The following is a 19,917-nucleotide window of genomic DNA, read 5'->3' as shown; positions in this document are numbered from 1 at the left end:
AACGGCCTTGAGAAAATGGCGTTAAGAATTTCAATGCCACACGTACATGTTATAAATCACACTGTTTGAGCCCCGTTTTTTCACGGGGTGAGTTTGTGACTTGTCATCGCAGGCATTGAAATTTAGCCATTTACTACAGCCTTGGCTTTTTTTGTTATCCCGAAAAGCTTTAAAGCTTTCGGGAAAAAAATGTAAGACATATGCTATGAAAAGTCAAAATAGATACAAAAGTACAACCCTGGCAATAAAATGTTATCACCTGACACGAATACAATTTAATCGGGTCTACTATATCGAACTCACGTTAATATACACTGAAGGTCAACTGCATGAACTATGAGATGGTCAATAAGCTTTGGGAAAATAGCAGGAATACGCATTTTAATGCATTGGACATTCCTGCTTTTGCTCGCGTGGATAGTTATAACAGAGGTTAATAAAGGAAGTAACACTGCTGCGGTCCTGCTTACCGTAGGCTATGTGTTAAGCATATTTGTATGTGTTATTCTGCATGAATTTGGTCATGCGTTGATGGCCAGGAGGTACGGCATAGAAACACGCAAGGTGACACTTCTGCCGATTGGCGGTGTCGCCAGTATGGAGCGGATGCCTGAAAAGCCGGCCCAGGAGCTGATGGTGGCTATTGCCGGCCCGGCAGTGAACGTCATAATTGCAATAATAATTCTACTATTTGCGCCCTTCGGTATTGGCGATCTGTTTGATATTGAAAATATGCAGAGCCTAACCAGTATTACAGCCGGAAACTTTCTGTATGCACTCTGCCTGGTCAATGTGATCCTGGTACTTTTCAACGCAATCCCTGCTTTTCCTATGGACGGGGGTCGTGTGCTTCGCGCCCTGCTGGCATTTAAAATAGCCAGGAGTAAGGCCACCAATATAGCCGCAGTGCTCGGACAAGTGATTGGGGTGCTCTTTATACTTATTGGATTTACCGGTAATTTCCTTTTGATACTGATCGGGCTGTTTGTGATGGCGGGAGCTTACAGTGAAAATATGATGGTGCAGCAGATGGAAATACTCAAAGGCTATAGAGTTCGTGAGGCTATGATGACAAACTACACCATACTACATCCTGATGATACACTGAAAATGGCAGTTGATAAGCTGCTGGCAGGCTCTGAAAACAACTTTTTGGTAGCCAACAACGGTAACGTAGAAGGTATACTCACCAAAGAAGCGCTTGTAGAAGGTTTGCAAAAGCTAAAGGATGACGTACCCATTTCGAAGATCATGAAATCTGAGGTTCAGGCATTTAGTGTAAATGACCAGCTTACAGAAGCCTTTTTAAAGTTTCAACGAGATAAAAAGAGGCAGCGGTTATATCCTGTTATGGAGAGTAACGTGCTGGTGGGTGTAATCGATATGGAAAACCTCCAGGAGTTTTTGATGACACGATCTCACAGTTGATCAGCCTCTCAGGTCCAATACACAAATTCCTCAATTCAATACATCTGTAATACAGCTCGACTCATGCTGTTTTGATTTGGAAAAGAGCTTTCCGAAATTGTGTAAAGTGCCAGGAACAAGTCTTTGTTTGTAACTTTTTACCAGAAATGCAGTACATTGTTATATATTTGTTTTACAATTTATATACAAATGGAAAAATCATACCTGGGTGAATTTGAAGAACTGGTACTGACGATGGTTGGAATACTTCAGGAAGAAGCTTATGGAAATGCCATAGTCACTGAAATAAAGGAGCGCATGGGTCGCGATGTCAATTTAAGTGCAGTACATGTAACACTGTACCGGCTGGAAGACAAAGGCTATGTAAAGTCATCGATGGGCGGGGCTACTGCTACCCGTGGGGGAAGAAGGAAACGGATTTTTAATATTACCAATGCCGGTCTGAGCATGCTTCATGCTATTCAGGAAAAACGAATGGAGCTTTGGAAGCTTCTGCCACAGTTAAAATTTGCAGATCTATGAAAACTCAGGTTCAGCCCCCGAAATGGGCTATCGACTTTCTGGAGGGGTTCTGTCCCGACGGGCTCTTCGAGTGCATTTTAGGTGACCTGCTGGAGCAGTTTGATGCGGATGTAGAGCAATATGGTGATAAAAAGGCCAGGCGGATGTTTGTTTGGCAGGTCTTTCGTTTTTTCCGGCCGGGCATAATATTGAGAAATAAGTTCAAACTCAAAATAATCAACACCATTATGTTATCCAGTTATTTTAAAGTTGCTATTCGCAACATGCAGAAGAGGAAGCTGTATTCCTTTATCAATGCCTTCGGACTCAGTATCGGTATTGCATTTTGTATGCTCATTTATCTGTTTATTCAAGATGAGAAGAGTTTCGATCAGTTTCATGTCAATAAAGAGAATATTTACCGCCTGGAAGAAAAAAGTTATGATACATGGAAGAAGGACAATGAGGACCCCTACAGGCGTTCAGCATACCTGCAAACAGGCTTAAGAGAAGTACTCAAGGATGAACTTCGGGAAGTGAAAATGGCAACCAGGTATAATTCAGGAGCTTCTGGCATAGTTAGATATGGCGATAAAATATTTACAGAGAAGCTCACTTACGTAGATGGTGACTTTTTTAAAATGTTTTCCTTTCCTCTGATACAGGGAAATGCAGACAAATTATTTGAACATAAGCAGGAGGTGGTGCTGACCCCAGCTATTGCCGAGAAATACTTTGGGGATGAGGATCCAATGGGTAAAACTATTGAGATAGATGTAAACGGCAACAACTCCTACACTGTGACAGGAATTATAAATAAGGCGCCTGCTAACTCAAGCCTGAACTTTGAACTCTTAATTCCGCAGCAGAACAGGCCGTATTATGACCGAAACCTGGATCAATGGGCCAGCTATTCTACGCCCACTTTTGTGCAATTGGCAAAAAATACGGATCTGCAACAATTCAGCGACAATCTGGATAAGATAGTGGATAAATATATGTCGGAAGACCTCCGGAACTGGCGGGAACGTGGTAATATACCCAGCGATATAAAAGTACTGGAAATTGAATATACCAATCTTTCTGATATCCATTTACATAAGGCAGTAAGCTGGGAAAAGGCGAGTGATCCTCAATACTCGCTTATTCTTGGAGGTATTGCGGTGTTGATATTGCTTATTGCTTGTATCAACTATGTTTCACTTGCCCTGACCACATCTACTTCCCGGAGAATTGAAGTGGGGATAAGGAAAGCAATAGGCGCTCAAAAGGGTCAATTAGTGTATCAGTTTGGTTTTGAATCACTCGCTTTGGCAATAGTTTCTATGGTGATAGGTCTTGGGCTTGTAGTTTTATTTTTGCCGGCATTCAACGAGTTCACTAATAAAAGCATGGCATTGACTGCTACCAGCCTGCTGGAGCTTGGGGCAATTACCTTGATCCTTACATTATTTGTGGGGCTCATTGCTGGCAGCTACCCGGCACTGTTTTTATCCTCTTTTCGACCTGCCCAAGTACTCAAAGGTGGTTTTACTTCCAGGTTAAAAGTGGGATTTACGAAGCCTTTGGTGGTACTTCAGTTTGCGTTATCCGCATTCCTGATCATAAGCTCAGTGATCATGTACAGACAGATGCAGTATGTTACCACCAAAGATCTGGGTTATAACCAGGATCAGATATTAGCCATACCTACACAAACGGGCTGGAATGAGGAAGCGAATAAAATGGTATCACGGTTTAGAAACAGGATGCAGCAGGATCCTGCAGTGATCTCAGTGGCAGGTACCAGCAGTTCCTTTAATCAAGGATGGTCTCAGTACGGGTATGAAATAGACGGAGAGCAGAAAGACGCGTATGTTTATGCTGTCGATCCATATTATATACCCACTTTGGAGATTGAATTGGCAGATGGCAGAAACTTTGATGAGAGGATAGCATCGGATAGCAATGCTGTGATCATCAATGAAGCGTTGGCCAGGGACATGGGTTGGGAGCAACCTTTAGAGAAACATTTGAACTGGCGGAATGATAGTACGGGGTTGGGAGCCAAGGTAATAGGAGTTGTTAAAAACTACCATTTCCTGTCACTGGAACGCGACATTGAACCTATGTTTCTGACTATGGACAAAGAGAATGCCGGATACTTGACCACCATGATGGTGAAGATCGCCGGGGATGACATACCTGCTGCCCTCGAAGCGGTGCGTACTGGATGGAAAGGACTGGCACCGGACAAGCCTTTCGACTATACTTTTGTTGATGAGGACGTGGCCCGGCAGTATGCATCCCATCAGCGGTGGATGAGTATCATGGGCTTATCAACCGGCTTTGCTATTCTGATCTCGTGCCTGGGACTCTTCGGTCTGGCTGGCATCAATGCTGTAAATCGAACCAGGGAGATAGGTATCAGAAAGGTGATGGGAGCAGAGTTGATGAATATATTTGTCTTGCTCAACAGGCAATATGTCTGGCTTGCACTTATTGCCTTTACCCTGGCGGCTCCGTTGTCATACTATGTGATGGATAAGTGGCTCTCCGATTTCAAATTTGCCATTAGCATGAGCTGGGAGCTGTTTGCATTAAGTATGGGAGCTGGTTTGTTCGTGGCATTGCTCACAGTAAGCTATCATGCTATCAGAACGGCTATGGTAAACCCCGCAGAGACTTTGAAGTACGAGTAGGTTACTGGTGGCTGGCTTCTGGTTTCTGGTTTCTGGTCACTGGTCACTGGTCACTGGTTAGACATTACTGGCCTCTGAGTGCTGGTGGCTGGGAGATTGGAGATTGGTTGTTGGTTTTTGTGTGTTATGTTACTGGTTTCGAAAATAGCATGAAACAAAGTGATCCGGCAATTCATTATGAATTCACCGGATCACTATACGCTATTAACGTCATGCTCTCCGCCCTCTGCACTCCGCTCTCCTCCCTACCTATGCATGATCATCAATCTCTTTCTGACAATAGTTTCATCATCCTCAATCTGCACATGATATAATCCGGCTGCATAATCTCTGGTGTCAATATCAATAGATCCCTTACTATCAATTTGATGCTCGAATACAACTTTTCCAAACCCGTCATATATTCTCAGGCTGGCGTCTTTTCCTAATCTATCCTTCAATTGAATGGTCACCTGTTTGTTGGCAGGATTCGGATATATATTGAAACTATTTGGGTTTAATGCATCAGTACCGGTCACTGTTGACAGGATACTTAAGTCAACATTTTTCAAAATTTCCGCCTGATATATCTCCCTGGTATCTTCATCTTGTATAAACACAACAATGGCTATGTCATCGAGGTCAATATTAACAGGTACCCATGATACAGTTATCGGATCTGATTGAATATTCAAGGCCAGGACCGACGCGGGTATTTTAGTGCCTGCTGCATGAGGTAATATTTTCCTCAGTGCATAAGTCAGCGTGTCTTCCCCACTTGGAATAGCTGACATATTAAGTTCATCCAAAGTAATTTCCTGCTCTAGCACCGCTATATAGATCAGCAAGTTGTCAATGTTATCATTGATAGTTTTAGGAGTGAATACAGCTTCTACTTCTAAGCGGTCGTTAGCGGTTGACGTGGAAATTTCAATATCAAAAGGGGAGAGGCTTAATGACCTTAACTCAAATTGCGATTCTCCCCACGAAGAGAAGGGAGCATCCTGATAGATAAAGCCATCAATAACGGCTCTTGGTGTGGTATTGATATTGTAAAACACTGCTCTTGCACTCGGATCGGCCTGATTGAGGTTGTTAATCGGGTCGGGTCCGGGGAAATCAGTATGATAATTAATATTTATCACTTCTACGCCTTCATTATCGTTAGCCAATAGTTTTTTGATAAAATCACTCTCAGATTTAGTTGTGCTTATCTGACTTGTGTTTGTGAAATTTTCAATTAATACTGTTCTGGTTCTTTCTCCGATGAAAAGATTGTCAAACGCAAACCCTGGATTATTTGTAGGGTCGTTTACACTTGCCAATGCAAATCTAAAATTCAGGTTTGTCCTTTTTGCACCAGGTACCGTAGCCAGCGAATGCTTGGGCTGGATCATCCCCAATGAATCTGCCCAACCGATATCTGTGCTTTCACCAGGCTTCGAAGCCAGGTTATCCCCATTATACCAATCTACCCCTGAACCTATGGAACCAAATGCTATCCATGTTTTGGTAGGATCTGTGATGTTGAGACTGTCTGTTGAATACTGAAGTATAACTCCATCACCAGTACTCAGATCTGTAAAAGCATCAAACTGGATCATCGGCCTTTCCAGAGACGAAATGTCGTAAGTGGGGCTGTACAGATAAGATTTTTCTTTCGGCAGATATGAGGCATTAGCATTTGTTACCCAAAGGGTGTTGCCATCCAGGCCTATGTCAGCATTGTTGTTGGATAAAGTCCATGAATTATTTGCGCCAGGTAGAACAACCCATCCTTCGGAGCCATTTTCAAAGCCAGCCGATTGAGATGTAGCGTCAGTTATTTTGTCCAGCACAGCAACCGGCTTTTTCAAAGTGGAGGTACAACCCAAAGTAGTTTCGATGATGAGCTCCACACTATCGATCATAAGGTTGGTGTACTGGTGTGTGACTTGTTCACCATTGCTGTTTGAAACATAGCTGCTACCATCTCCAAAATTCCAAGTTAAGATGTTCACTAGATCACCTGGCAAACTTCCTGGCTTTGGTGTGCTACTTTCGAAAATGAAAGTATCTGAGCGATTGACTCCGATGTAAGAAAACAACGGTTGAGGTATTCCTCCAACGGCAACAGATCTTGTTATCTCATTTACACATCCTTTCTCTGTTCGCACTCCTAGCCGTACATCATAGGACCCCGTGCCGGTAAATTCGTGTACCGGGTTTTGAATGGTCTCAGTATTGTTAGCAAAATCATCAAAATCCCATCTCCATTGGGCCAGAGTAACATCACCGGGTATAATTGAAAGATCTGTGAATTGTGTTTCCAATCCTACACAGCTTACTCCTGCACTGAAATTCACCCCAGGCTTTCTATTGATGACAATATCCTGCGTATCTTCACTGCTACATCCTGTATTTCTATTGGTTAATTCATACCTCAGGGTATAAGTAAAAGAAGGCTGATCCCTGAAGCCCAGGTCGGCATGATTAATTATGTCATTGGGTTCTATCCTTACATTTTCATCTGTGGTGTTTAGTACGTTCTGTGCAGAGGCAGTTTGGCCTACTAATTCAAAAACGTTAGTCACTTCGGTATGTACTGATTTTGCATAATCACCTTCGAGTATTATTGTTTCACCATCTTCGCAGTAGTCGTTGATATTGGCCGGACCACTCGAAACGAAATTCAGAGCTACATTTGGAGGATCGGCAATTGCCACCGGCTTTCTGAATTCCAAAAATTCGGTGGCATCTGTTTTACTTTGATAAGTTGCTACCAGGTCTACATACACAATCCCCTGATTAAGATTCTGGCCGGCTACATCTATATCAAAAACATAGTTATTGCCGGAAGCAGTTAAAGCTCCTAAACCTGTATATGCTGCATCAGCACCCACATAGGCACTAACATCGAGATAAAGATCGGTCAACCGGTAACCTGTTTTATCATTTTCATTGATAGCAACAGTGTTTACTCCGGGTATAATACTACCAGTGGTACAGTATTTTGCATTGACCCCGGGAATGGCAGAAACGTTATCAAAAACGGTCATCACTTTTGTTTCGGTAGACACACAACCCAGGTCAGTGGTATGGGTCAGGGTAACATTGTGATCATTTACACCTGCTACCTGAGGGTAAAAGGTATTTCCAAAAACGCCGTTTCCTGTAAATACATTAGTTCCCGAAACTTCGAGGGAAGGGTCTGGGATTAATGTTACAGGATCGGCATCGTTTCCTATGGAACTACTTCCGGTACTGAATGTGAAATTCGCTGCGGTAGGAGGAATTACACTTATACTGCCGTGGTTTAGATTGTCGCTCTCTGCATTGCCATTTTGTATGGCAGTTCCTCCGATCCTAGTTATATTACCGGAAGCGGTGGAACTTGTGGCCCTTACTTCCAGACCTGTAAGTGTTATTCTGTCCCTGGAATTAGTTCCACTGATATCATAGGTGATCCTCAGTATCGAGTTATTAACAAAAGTTAAACTACCATTGGAGATATTACCACCGCTGAGCTGTACCTGAGCATTGGCAGGAGAGGTGTTGAATTCAAAACCGGATGGAAGCACCAGGTTTAACGTTTGGCCATTACCTCCGCTGAAATCTCCGTTGGCCCCCTCTCTTATGGTTATCAGAGGTAAAATGGGCTGGTATTCTCCAAAGCAAATGTCAATAGCAGGTGCATCAACAACAGTGCCTGCGCTTGACCCCGAAGCCGTGGTGCCACTCACTGATACAGGTGTGGTCATTCGGTTAGGGGAAGGCAGTGCGTTATCTTCGGCAATTACCCATACTTCAAAATCAGTGTTTGCAGCCAAAGATGTAATTGCAGCATAGTGATATTGCTCAGGAACGGTGATGTTTATTGTACCTGATGCCAGTTCACCCGTGTAGGTACCCGGGTCAAATATCTGAGCCGCAGTGGGATTTGGGTCTGCCTGACCAATCACAATATAAAACACTGTACCAGGTTCGTCAATGCGCACTCCAAGATCAAAACCGAGGTCGTATATATTGGATACCAGTACCGGTATGGGATTAATAAATACCGGTGGGGTGATATCTGATGTCTTAAAATTCCATGTGGTGCTATTCTGAATACCGGAAAAGGTATTTCCGGAGTCGTCAGTAAAACCTGTATTGTTAACTGTACTTCCAGCAGCTATTTGCACGTAGTAGTCTTCATCTGCATCTAATGAAGCTGAAGGACGGAAAGTGAACGTTTTTCTATCCGGAGAAGTACTGAACAAAGGAACCTTCTCATTGAATAAAGCATCACTCGGTTTTCTTAATGTAATTTCATTGTCCAGCGAGTTAACCGGCTCATTAAATGTGATGATCAGGTCACTCAACGGACTTACATTCGGATCGTTGTCTGCAGGTGTCAGACTTACAATTTCGGGGGCCTGCTCATCAATGAATGTATATTGAAGCCCTGTCAGACTTGCAACAACACCTCCATCAACTAAAAATAAGCTTCCACTTGAAACAACATAGTCTGTTGGTTCTACATAGGGAGTGATAGCCGGAGTGGTAAGTGCGTTAACTTCATCGCTGATGTTCACCACCAGGAATAAGTTCTGGTTGGTGGTATTATTGTCCAATATTTCACTCAATCCTGAGAATGTCACTGAATTAGCAGTTGTATTTATCGTTATACCTGTGATCAGTGTTTCATCAATAAAGGTCCCAAGATTTATTTCCTCATCGCCGGATCTAAACAATCTGAATGATTCGAAGATGGTTTGAATATCAAAAACATCAGTTCCCTGGAACTGTATGGTAACTTCATTTAACTCAGGTTCGCCTGTGGTGTTGGATAAGCTGGCTAGTCGAAAGCCTAAAATGGGTACATCTATTGAGCCTGCGTTCAAAGGGTTTGCATTTGATCTTATGCCATTTGTCAGTTGGGCTACATTCGTGTTGACTACGTCAGTGCTGCCGGGAGCGCCACTGGAGCCTGAAGCGACCTCCAACGGATTATCTTCTATAGTTAATGTTCCATATCCCGTGCCGGTGTATCTAAGCGTTGACAGATCTAATGTGCCTGCTGTAAAGGTTGTTGGGACCGCCGAGAGATCAAGAGGGGCTACTTCTGATGTTAGGTTATATTCTTTATTAAAGTCCGTATCCAGATTACCATTGGCATCTTGAGCTTCTACATAGGGCGAAGAAGCGAAGGGTACATTCATCCCTTCCAAAGCGCCAGGGCTTTGAGTGAATACCAAAATTGTAGCTGTTACCTGTATTCTGTTATTACCCGCCGGGGTCTGCGCCAGGATATAGCCACCTAGTCCATCGGTCTCACCTCCGGCTGTTGCATCTTCAAACTGGGAGCCGTTAGAGGCTACAACACTGGTGATAACGATATCTATAGGTGCATTGTCCGTTATATCCGTATCGGAGTCTTTAAATGTGGCCCTGATATAGAAATTATTGGTGGCGTCATCGGCTGCTGAGAAATTCACACCTGTGAATGTTACCGTTGCTGCGGCAGTCATATCAGTACCGTACTGAGTACCTCCGGCATCAAAAATACCTAGCAGATCAAGGTTTTCAAAGTTGGAGATGCTAATCGTTAACTCATCAATAGTAGTAGCTGCTCCATCGACATCATTGCCATATAAGGAGGGATTACCATCATGAAGCATAAACTCAGCAATTATATCGCTGTTTGTTTCATCCAGGTTTACAACAGGAGGGTAGTCTATGTAAGGAATAGATCCACCATCAGATACATAAGTTATATACGACTCAAAGGAAGAGATAATATCAAATGAGTTGGAGGTGGTATTGAAACTGGCTGTTTCAATATAGATGGTCACGCCCTGGCCTGAAGCCGTAAACTGGAAGTTAGCTGGGAAAGTGAAAATACCCCCGGCAAAGCTTCCGGAAGGGTCATTGACTGTAGCTAACGAACCTCCTGGCGTAGTACTGGTATTGCTATAAGTGTCAATTGTCTCAGTAAAATCAAGATCCAGATTGTCATTAATATCCAAAGCTCTGACTACCGGAGAAAAGTCGGTGTTTAAGCTTGCAGACACAATATTATCGAATACGATTTTTGATGCAGTTACTTCTATCCTGTTGTTATCACCCGCTGTTGAGCTTACTGCTGCAGTTCCAGCATCCGGAGCACCGTTTGTCGAAGAAAATGTAGAACCTTGATCGTCTGCCACAGCTTGGGAAACAGTGAATGAGAATTGTGCATTATCCGTGACAACATTGGAAAAAGTAACCTTCAGATTGTACGTAGCACTACCATCATCCGGTATTACAAGAGGTGATCCGGACAGATCGAAGGAGATTTGTGCAGCCGGGTCCACTTCAGCAATAAGCGTATTTGAATCGTCAAACAAACCTATTTTTCTTAAAAGCGAATGGTTGAACACATCAAAGGTCAATGTAGTAACATTAGTCGGTAGCGCATCTGCATCTCCCGATACCCCATCAGCTTCTCCATCCCGGATCTCAAATTCGAAAACCGTAGGGTCTGTATCTGTCACGCTGGTTGCCTGATAGCTGGTATAATCAATATTGGTATTGTATGAGAATGCTGAAGCAATAATGTCTGATTCTGCAGCGCCGGGTAGAATATTAAAAGGATTGCTTTGTATTGAGGTAAATATGTTACTATTGTCGGTTACATCAAGTTGCAGATTATTTTCAATCTTATCATGAATAAGAGAAGGTATTGTTCCTAATCCTAAAGTAAAGTTTACTATCTGATCTGCCGGTTGAGTACCGGTACCTGATGATGACACAGTGGCGTCACCCGTGTAGTCCAAGTCTCTGTTCCCGTATACATCTGTTGCTTCTATAGAAGCGGTTGGGGTCATCACTTGATTAATGTACGTATCAATGGGTTGTTGTTTAAATTGATACCGACTGGCTTCTACATTAATTTGGTTATTTGTAGCTCCTGATGTTACTTCTTGTGAAGCAAGGAAAGTACTGGAAGCTGTTGCTGTTGTGATTTGAACATCAGCTATTTTAAAATTCAAATACTGGTTATCAATCACCTCATTCATTCCTCCTGTAATTGCTGTTTTGAAAGCAATGTAAAGTCTTAAGGTAGCGGTTCCATCATCAGGTATCACACCAAGAGTTGGGGATGGAGAACCGGAAATATCAAATGTTATTGAATTATCATCAATTGCAGCGTTTTCAGCAAACACCCCTCGTCCTGTATTAGGATTGTATAGTAATGCTCTGTAAATCACGTCAGACCAATTACTAGTTAATGTATTAGTACCTCCTTCTGCGGAAATAACCAACTCTGTTATAACGGTACCTACTTTATCGTCAATTGTAGCAATAGCGTCATCCTGAATATTAAAATCAAACGAATAAGCATTAATATCGGTAATAGAAACTATTGTTGAGGCAAAAGTTGAAGGTTCAGTAGCGGGTCCTGTCGAAATTGTAGTACCGCCTGAATAACTTACGGTCACTGTACCGGAGGCCGGAGATGCAGCGAGTGCATCCGAAGTGACTGTAAGTGTACCATCGCCTGCATCCTGGTAATTAAAACCGGTACCGGATGTGATGTCAAAGGTGTAGATGCCTGAAGCAAAAGAATGGGCAAGTCCTGAGGCATCAGGGTTGTTATTCATGCCTATACCTCCTGCATTGGTCACACTGGTAACTTCTTCAGCATAGTGAATATCCCTGTTTCCATTGGCATCGGTGGCTTCTATAACAGGAGCTGAGGTAAATGGTGCGAGTACTCCAGCGGCTGACGGAGGTTGTATTTCCCAATTCAGTTCAGTAGCTACAACTGCTACCTCGGTGGCCTGGGCGGCCATTTGTCCGGCAGCTACTTCACTACTTCCTGAAGCATATGAGAAGCTGGTTTCATCAACTTCGAACACAAAATTGAGTCCATCAATTGTATTTTGCAGAGCGGCATCTGTTATAGGGTTTTTCAACCATACCCTTAGAGAGTAATTTTTGAATGAATTATCCGTGATTTCACCAAGCTGCGATGAGCCATTCGGTACGTTATTAAAGATTATTTCCGTATCAGTGATCACGATATCTCCGCCATTCACGTTTGAGTTCATCGAATTGCCGGTGCCATCAAATATACCTACACCTTCAATAGCTTCCGTCCAGGCAATTTCATTTCCTGCACCTACTTTGATAACAATCTGAGAAACCCGTGTAGGGGCATTATCTACCGCTGTGTTCAATCCATCATCTATTACTCTGAAACGGAAATAACTTTCTGCAGCACCTAAATTATTAGTGAGGGATGAGATGGTTGTGGAGGCGGGAGTTAACAGAATAATCCGTGAAGCCTGACCTGTAGAGGTTGTACCACTACCGGTAAGAATGGTGCCATCTATTTTGTAGTCAATTTGATTTCCGCTGTTGGTGTATGGGTAGATCTTAAAGTCATATTGTGTACCTGAGCTGAGGCCGCTGACGGAAACGGAATTAGTAGACGAATTGATAACCCCGTTATCATCACTAAAATCCAGGTCATTAGCTATTGCGGTAAGATCTGCCGGGTCGGCAGGGAAGGAGCCGGAAGGGCTTTTGATGAAGATCAAATAACCATCTGCAGGTTGAGCTCCGGCACCGGCTGTCCATGAAGCATCCAGCGTATAAGTATCAGCTCCCGCCACCGCTGAAAAAGCAGTAGCTTGCTCGGTTGGCTCGGGGTTGATAATGATAAAAGACTCATCTCCTGCGGCAAATGTACTGCCTGCATTTCCCACCAGGTCATTCACTGATCCGGTGAAATTGATAGTCAGATCGCCTAATAAGCTAATGTTGCTAACGGTTACAGTATAGGTAGTGCCTGATCCGGCAACATTGCTAACGGTTTCTGTGCCACCAGAGGCTGCTCCTGCAGGCGTAAAATCTACCGTTTGTACCGAGCCAGGCACTACGTTTTCACTAAACTCCACTATAAAATCAACCGAGGAGGCTGTGGTGCCAAAGTTAGCATTGACCGTTACCCCCGGATCTCTTGTGATGGAGGTAACAGTAGGGGCCAATCCATCTACTGTAAACTTCCAGTTTGCATCGCCTACAACGGCCGTGTTATGGTTGCCGTCAGCATTTACTACCACCCATTCGGCTACATCCACTTCATAAACGGCATTGTGTGTCAACGGCAATATCGCTGCAATATCCACTTCCAGGTCCGTGCCGGAAACAGTAACTTCAGGATCACCGATATTGAAGGTTGCTACAGGCGTGCCATCATCAAGTTTTAACTGAATGTCAGCTCCTGAAGAAGTGCTATTTGAAATATTATCATCAAAAGTTATAGTTAATGAGGACTGTGTCGCGGCCACGGTAGAACCATGGGCAGGGGCAAAGCTAACAACATCAGGAGGGAGGGTATAGTTATCTCCATCTGTAGGCACTGTGAAGCTGATACCGTTGCTTGCATTATCATCACTATCCCAGTTTGCCTGGTTGTTGATCGCACTTCTGATAGCGCTTGCCGAACCCACCAATGTGCTCATATCGTATGCAGCATTGTCGGTTTCAGAAGTGATTGCCAGCATGTTGACGCCAGTTGTGAGTTGGCTCACCGGTTCTTCTGATTTATTGTCGCTATCGTTGTCTGCATCCCAGTTTCCATTCATATGGATAGCCGAAAGAAGTGTAGGATTTACAGAAGTACCCTGGTAGGCAATGATCTGGTCTCCACCGGTACTCAGGGTTAACTCGCTTCCGGTAGTAGTACCAGAAGATGCCGAGGAACCGGCAATTACTACTTCTTTACCGGCAAAATAGCGCTGGTCGGCCTCCCAAACCAATGTTTCCTCGCCTGTTCTGAAACCCGTTGGAGGTCCTTCAGTCCAGCCATTGTTGGTGAATTTGATTTGTGTACCCACTTCTACGTCTTCAAGTAGTACAAAGGCAAATTCATTGGGATCATCTGACCTGTAATAGGTAAAGGCAATAGAACCAGCGCCCAGGTTCACCGTATTCACTACTACAGGGTGGTTAGTGATCGTTGCTAATTCATTGCCAGCCAAATCAAGTACGTCACCAATTCCGGGATCATAGCTTACGGTAGTTACACCAGCAGACCAGCCTGATCCTGTTAGCGTGATGAGGTTGGTACTTCCCTTTCCTGAGTATATAGCGGTTGTTAATGTTCCGTTGCTTGTTGAAAAGCCACTGACGGCTCCGCCCTCAGCAATATCTATTTCCTCGCTAAGTGTAAACTGAATTGATGTAGAGCCATTCAAGCTCATTTCGTCAGGCGAAACAGATGGAGGTGTAACATCCGCGACTGTTCCATCCACATTGGTTGCTGAGCTAATACCATTTCCTGCCAGATCCTGAACAACATTGTCATCAAAGTTAATTCGCAGAGTTTCTCCGGCCACAAATGTCGTAGTCGGAATAGTAATGGTGGCTACCGGAGCGGAAGGTATTGCCAGGTTCCAGGATACTGATGCGGGTACCGATGCGATACTGATAGGTTGGTTGTCTCCGGCAGGATCGTTTATAGCGGAAGAGAGCAGGTTGTTAATATTGGTGATACTTGTAGTTGAAGCCGCAAGCTGTTCATTAAATGTCACTTCAAAGGTTGTTTGGTCCCCGTCTTCCAGTAAAGTGATTGTTGCTATGGGTATTTGATTATCAATTGTATACTCCTGTTCACTATTGATCGTACCTGCAAAAGCATTTCCGGCAAGGTCGACAATATTGTTAGCGGCAAAATCAAGGTTTAGTGTGCCGTCTCCGGTCACCGTTGTAATATCTACATCGTATTCCACGGAAGAGTTGGCAGTAACAGCGTTTACTGTGCCTGAAGCAGCTCCTGATATCGCAAAATCGGAAAAATCTACATTAGCAACATCTTCATTAAAAGTGACCCTGAATGTTACGGTATTGGCGTTAGTAAGCGTATTTGCCGGATTTTGCCTTACAATGGAAGTTACCTGGGGGGTGGTATTATCAATGGTATATTCTTCCTCGCTGTTGATAATGCCTGTAAAGGCATTTCCTATAATATCGGTAATATCCTGACCCCCGGCAAAACCGAGATCTAAATTGCCATCACCGGCCACGGATATTACATCTATATCATATTCGGAGGCAGAGTTAGGAGTAATGCTGTTCAAAGTACCGGAAGCTGTTCCCGACAGCTCAAAATCTGTCAAATCCACATTTGTTACCCCTTCACTAAAGGTGATCCTGAAGGTTACTGAATTCGCATTGGTACTTGCGCTGGCAGGGCTTTGCCTTACAATAGAAGCGACTTCAGGCGCAATATTATCAATGGTGTATTCTTCTTCACTGTTGATGGTGCCCGCAAAGGCATTTCCAATAATATCAGTAATGTCTTGTCCCCCGGAAAAGTCGAGGTTGAGGTTATCACCGTCACCTGATACTGCAGTAATGTTGATATCATATTCAGTAGCTGAATTAGGTGTAACCGAGTTGACGGTACCTGATGCAGTACCTGATAATGTAAAGTCAGCCACTCCAACATTTGTCACATCCTCATCGAAGGTTACTCTGAAAGTGACCGAAGTAGCGGTAGTGGAGGCCGTGGCCGGTGTTTGTCTTACAATAGAAGCCACCTCTGGCGCAATATTATCAATAGTGTATTCTTCTTCGCTGTTGATAGTGCCTGCAAAGGTATTTCCTGCCATATCCGTTATGTCTTGTCCACCAGCGAAGTCGAGATTGAGGTTGTCACCATTTCCTGATACCGTAATTATATTTACATCATACTCTGCTGCTGAGTTAGGGGTGACAGCGTTGACGGTACCTGATGCAGTGCCTGACAATGTAAAATCGGCCACTCCAACATTGGCCACATCCTCGTCAAAAGTAACTCTGAAAGTAACGGAAGTGGCTGTTGTGGAGGCCGTTGCGGGTGTTTGTCTTACAATAGAAGCCACCTCTGGAGCAATATTATCAATAGCATATTCTTCTTCACTGTTGATCGTGCCGGCAAAGTCATTACCGATGATATCCGCAATATCCTGCCCTCCTGCAAAGTCCAGATTCAAACTGCCATTCCCTGAAACGGTGACCACATCAATGTCGTATTCGCTGGCCGAGTTGGGGGTAATTGCATTTAAAGTACCAGAGGCAGTGCCTGATAATACGAAATCTGTCAAATCCACATTGGTCACACCCTCACTAAATGTGACCCTGAAAGTAACCGTGGTGGCATTAGTGCTGGCGCTGGCCGGATTTTGCCTGGCTATTGAAGCCACTTCAGGTACTACATTGTCAATAATGTACTCTTCTTCACTATTGATCGTTCCGGGAAAGGTATTACCAATGATATCTGTAATGTCTTGTCCCCCGGCAAAGTCGAGGTTGAGGTTATCTCCGTTTCCTGATACAGTGGTGACGTTGATATCGTACTCGGTGGCGGAGTTGGGAGTGATACTATTCAACGTGCCCGAAGCTGTACCTGACAGAGCGAAGTCAGTAAGATCCACATTGGTCACATCTTCATTGAAGGTAACCCTGAAAGTTACGGAAGTCGCTGTGGTGGAGGCTGTGGCCGGTGTTTGCCTAATGATTGATGATACTTCAGGAGCGGTATTATCAATAACATATTCTTCTTCACTGTTGATGGTGCCGGTAAATGCATTTCCAGCCACATCGGTAATATCCTGCCCTCCTGCAAAATCGAGGTTGAGGTTGTCCCCATTACCAGACACCGTGGTGATGTTTACATCATATTCTGAGGCTGAGTTGGCTGTTACTGAATTCAACGTGCCAGATGCAGAACCTGATAATGTAAAATCAGTCACATCTACATTAGAAACAGGTTCATCAAAAGTAACCCGAAAAGTAACAGAGGTGGCCGCTGTGGATGCTGTAACCGGTGTTTGTCTTACAATGGACGTTACTTCGGGAGCGGTAACATCAGTGGTTCCCACGACTGCTATGTTATCAATAACAACCGATTCATTGGTTGTCAAAATAGTAAATCGGATATCCAGCAGTGAACCGTCCTTTGGAATTGATCTTTGAAAGGACTTGAACAGGGGGCCTAATAAAGTAGCAGCCACACCGTCACCGCCACCTGTGTCGTCTGCATCTTCATTCATATAGGTAGCACCGTCTCCAGCCCATTGTGTCAGAAATTGGTATCCCCCGCCATCAAATTGATATTCAATACGGATAATATCGCTGGTCTCATATTGATCACCACCGAGATCGGGGTTGGCCAGCGAGAAGATGAGGCTCAGGTTTTCATAAGAAGAAACATCAATCGCAGTTGTGTTTATCATGTTATTTGAACCTATCGAAGTACCGTTACGATAAGCCAGGTAGTTGCTTCCCTGAACTCCGGTGGGAGCTCCTCCAAGAAATGCATGTGTGGTGCCCTCACCGGCAGCAGCAAAAACATCAAAAAAAGAGGTGGCAGGAGGGCCACCTGTAGATGTAGCAGTATTTAGTGTATAATTTGCTATTTCAAAGTCTATCGTTTCTATAATTGTTGATGTTGGAGCGTTTACTGTTCCATTAATATCAACATTATCAATACCCCACTCAAAATTGTTGGGGTTGGTAACGTCATAAACATAAAGCCTGAAAGTGACCGGACTGGTAAGATTATCGAAGGTTCCTCCTGTTAGGTCAACAGTGTTATCAACCTGAACAGATGGGCTGGCTGCCTGTGTGGCTGCTACACCGGTTGGGGCCTGGATGTCCGTTGTAAAATTATCAATGCTGGATCTTAATGTCCAAAAATAGGTGTCATTGACTATTGGATCTACATACCTGCCATCAAAAACCAAAGAGGTTAATGTAAGACTGTAGCCGGCATCAGGTGTGACTGTAAACTCAAAATAGTCGTTCAGGTCAATTGAAGAGGTAGCACCCCATGTATAAGCATTAAAACCACCGGCATACGTCCAAACCGAAAGCCCCGGACCGCGACTCATATCGCTTACGGTTGCATTGGCCGGTTGTGCATCGGGAGCAAAAGTTGTTTCATCTCCTGATGATCCCGTAAATGAGTATGTTACTATTTGTGCCTGAGCCTCTATGCTAAGGATGGTTAATAAAATCATAAAGGCCTTAGCGGCCAGTTTCGTATAGGATAACTTGTAATTAGCCAACTTTAGAAAATTCATACGTATACGGTTAGGTTATCTACTCTACATTACCTTCAGAGTCTGTCTTAATAAGGATCATTGTATCAATCCCCCCAAATTCGGTATTACCAAATATCAGGTATCCACCATCGGGGGCTTGTGTTACATAAGTAGCATATTCTTCATTAATATCCCCGAATCTTCGCGACCACTGGATGGCACCAAATGCATCGGTTTTTATAATGATAATGTCTATTTCACCCTTTGTATTGGTGAGTGTGGAGCCGCCTAAAAGAAAGCCTCCATCATTGGTGGTAGTGATGGTTAATCCTTCTTCTGCGTTTGTCATAGGTGCACCTTCAATATTGTTATATATTTTCATGAATTGAACAGCGCCTAGTGGTCCCAGCCGGGCAAGGAAAATATCATTGCTGCCGTTGTCAGTATCGTTGGTGGTACCTACCATGGCAAATCCATTACCTGCAGGTACTACCTGGTTTATTGTATAGTTTTTGGATGTTCCCTGTACTAGTAATGGCCCTGATATCAGTGAAGAGGTACAGTCAGGGACGCGGAACAGTCGGGCATTTCCTGAGGAAAATGCGTTTACAGTGCCACTAAAGACCAGATCACCATTATTCGTCTGGTATAGAGACTTAACGGCATCTACATTTCCTCCGGTATAAAACTTTCTGCAATCAGGATCAATCGTCAGATCGCTGCTGTTGATCCTGGCGAGGTAGAGGTCACTATTTATCTTATCACTTTCTATGCTGGCTAGTACAACAAGGCTGTTGTCATCTCCTGATCGGATAAGGTCAATACCATGTAGCCGGGCATTTTCAAGTGTGTCGGTTTTTTTCATGCCGGAAATTTCGTTGCCAGACAAATCCACTTTGAATAATACTAAGCTTGAATTGTCTTCATCCTTAATACTGTCACCAACAATGATGTAACCATCTTCAACGGCCAAAACTGACCTTCCGACAAGGCTATATTCCTGATCCTCTTGAGGATACAATTGTTGCCATTCGATATTACCATTGATGTCGGTTTTTATGAGGCGAATTCTAAAAGCGGATTCCGTGGGGGTTTCAATTTCCGTTGTTCCCAGGCAGAGCACACCACCGTCACTAGTGGGTATGGCCATATATGCAATATCCGAATTTGAGCCGCCAAATAGCCTTATATAAGTTGCCGAGTTACCAGGTGTAGCGCCCTCTTCATCCTCACATGCGGTTAGCAGGGCAAAAAGAACTAATGATATGGCCCACAATTTGTTCATA

5 protein-coding genes are annotated in these 19,917 nt (G+C 43.8%); 3 read left to right on the top strand and 2 right to left on the bottom strand.

Annotated elements, in window-relative coordinates; translation table 11 throughout:
- Positions 1-336: 336 nt before the first annotated feature.
- The 3 genes from C900_RS18200 to C900_RS18190 all read left to right on the top strand — a co-directional run bounded on the left by C900_RS18200 (position 337) and on the right by C900_RS18190 (position 4,610).
- Positions 337-1,428, top strand: a complete 1,092-nt coding sequence (locus tag C900_RS18200; RefSeq protein ID WP_009581610.1) for a site-2 protease family protein — start codon at positions 337-339, stop codon at positions 1,426-1,428.
- A 189-nt stretch (positions 1,429-1,617) separates the two neighbouring features.
- Positions 1,618-1,950, top strand: a complete 333-nt coding sequence (locus C900_RS18195; protein WP_009581609.1) for a PadR family transcriptional regulator — start codon at positions 1,618-1,620, stop codon at positions 1,948-1,950.
- Entirely contained in the window at positions 1,947-4,610 is a 2,664-nt protein-coding gene (locus C900_RS18190; RefSeq protein ID WP_009581608.1) for an ABC transporter permease, read from the top strand. The genes C900_RS18195 and C900_RS18190 overlap by 4 nt, the downstream gene beginning before the upstream one ends.
- A 245-nt stretch (positions 4,611-4,855) precedes the next feature.
- On the opposite strand, the gene C900_RS18185 is transcribed toward C900_RS18190, so the two are convergent.
- Positions 4,856-18,670, bottom strand: a complete 13,815-nt coding sequence (locus C900_RS18185; protein WP_009581607.1) for an Ig-like domain-containing protein — start codon at positions 18,668-18,670, stop codon at positions 4,856-4,858.
- A 19-nt stretch (positions 18,671-18,689) separates the two neighbouring features.
- The gene (locus C900_RS18180; RefSeq protein ID WP_009581606.1) at positions 18,690-19,916 is read right to left on the bottom strand and encodes a hypothetical protein; all 1,227 of its coding nucleotides are present in this window, start codon (positions 19,914-19,916) and stop codon (positions 18,690-18,692) included.
- Between the last annotated feature and the right edge of the window lies 1 nt (position 19,917).

This window comes from Fulvivirga imtechensis AK7 (assembly GCF_000331535.1).
Taxonomy (GTDB): Bacteria; Bacteroidota; Bacteroidia; order Cytophagales; family Cyclobacteriaceae; genus Fulvivirga; species Fulvivirga imtechensis.
This window is presented reverse-complemented; position numbering and strand designations above follow the sequence as displayed.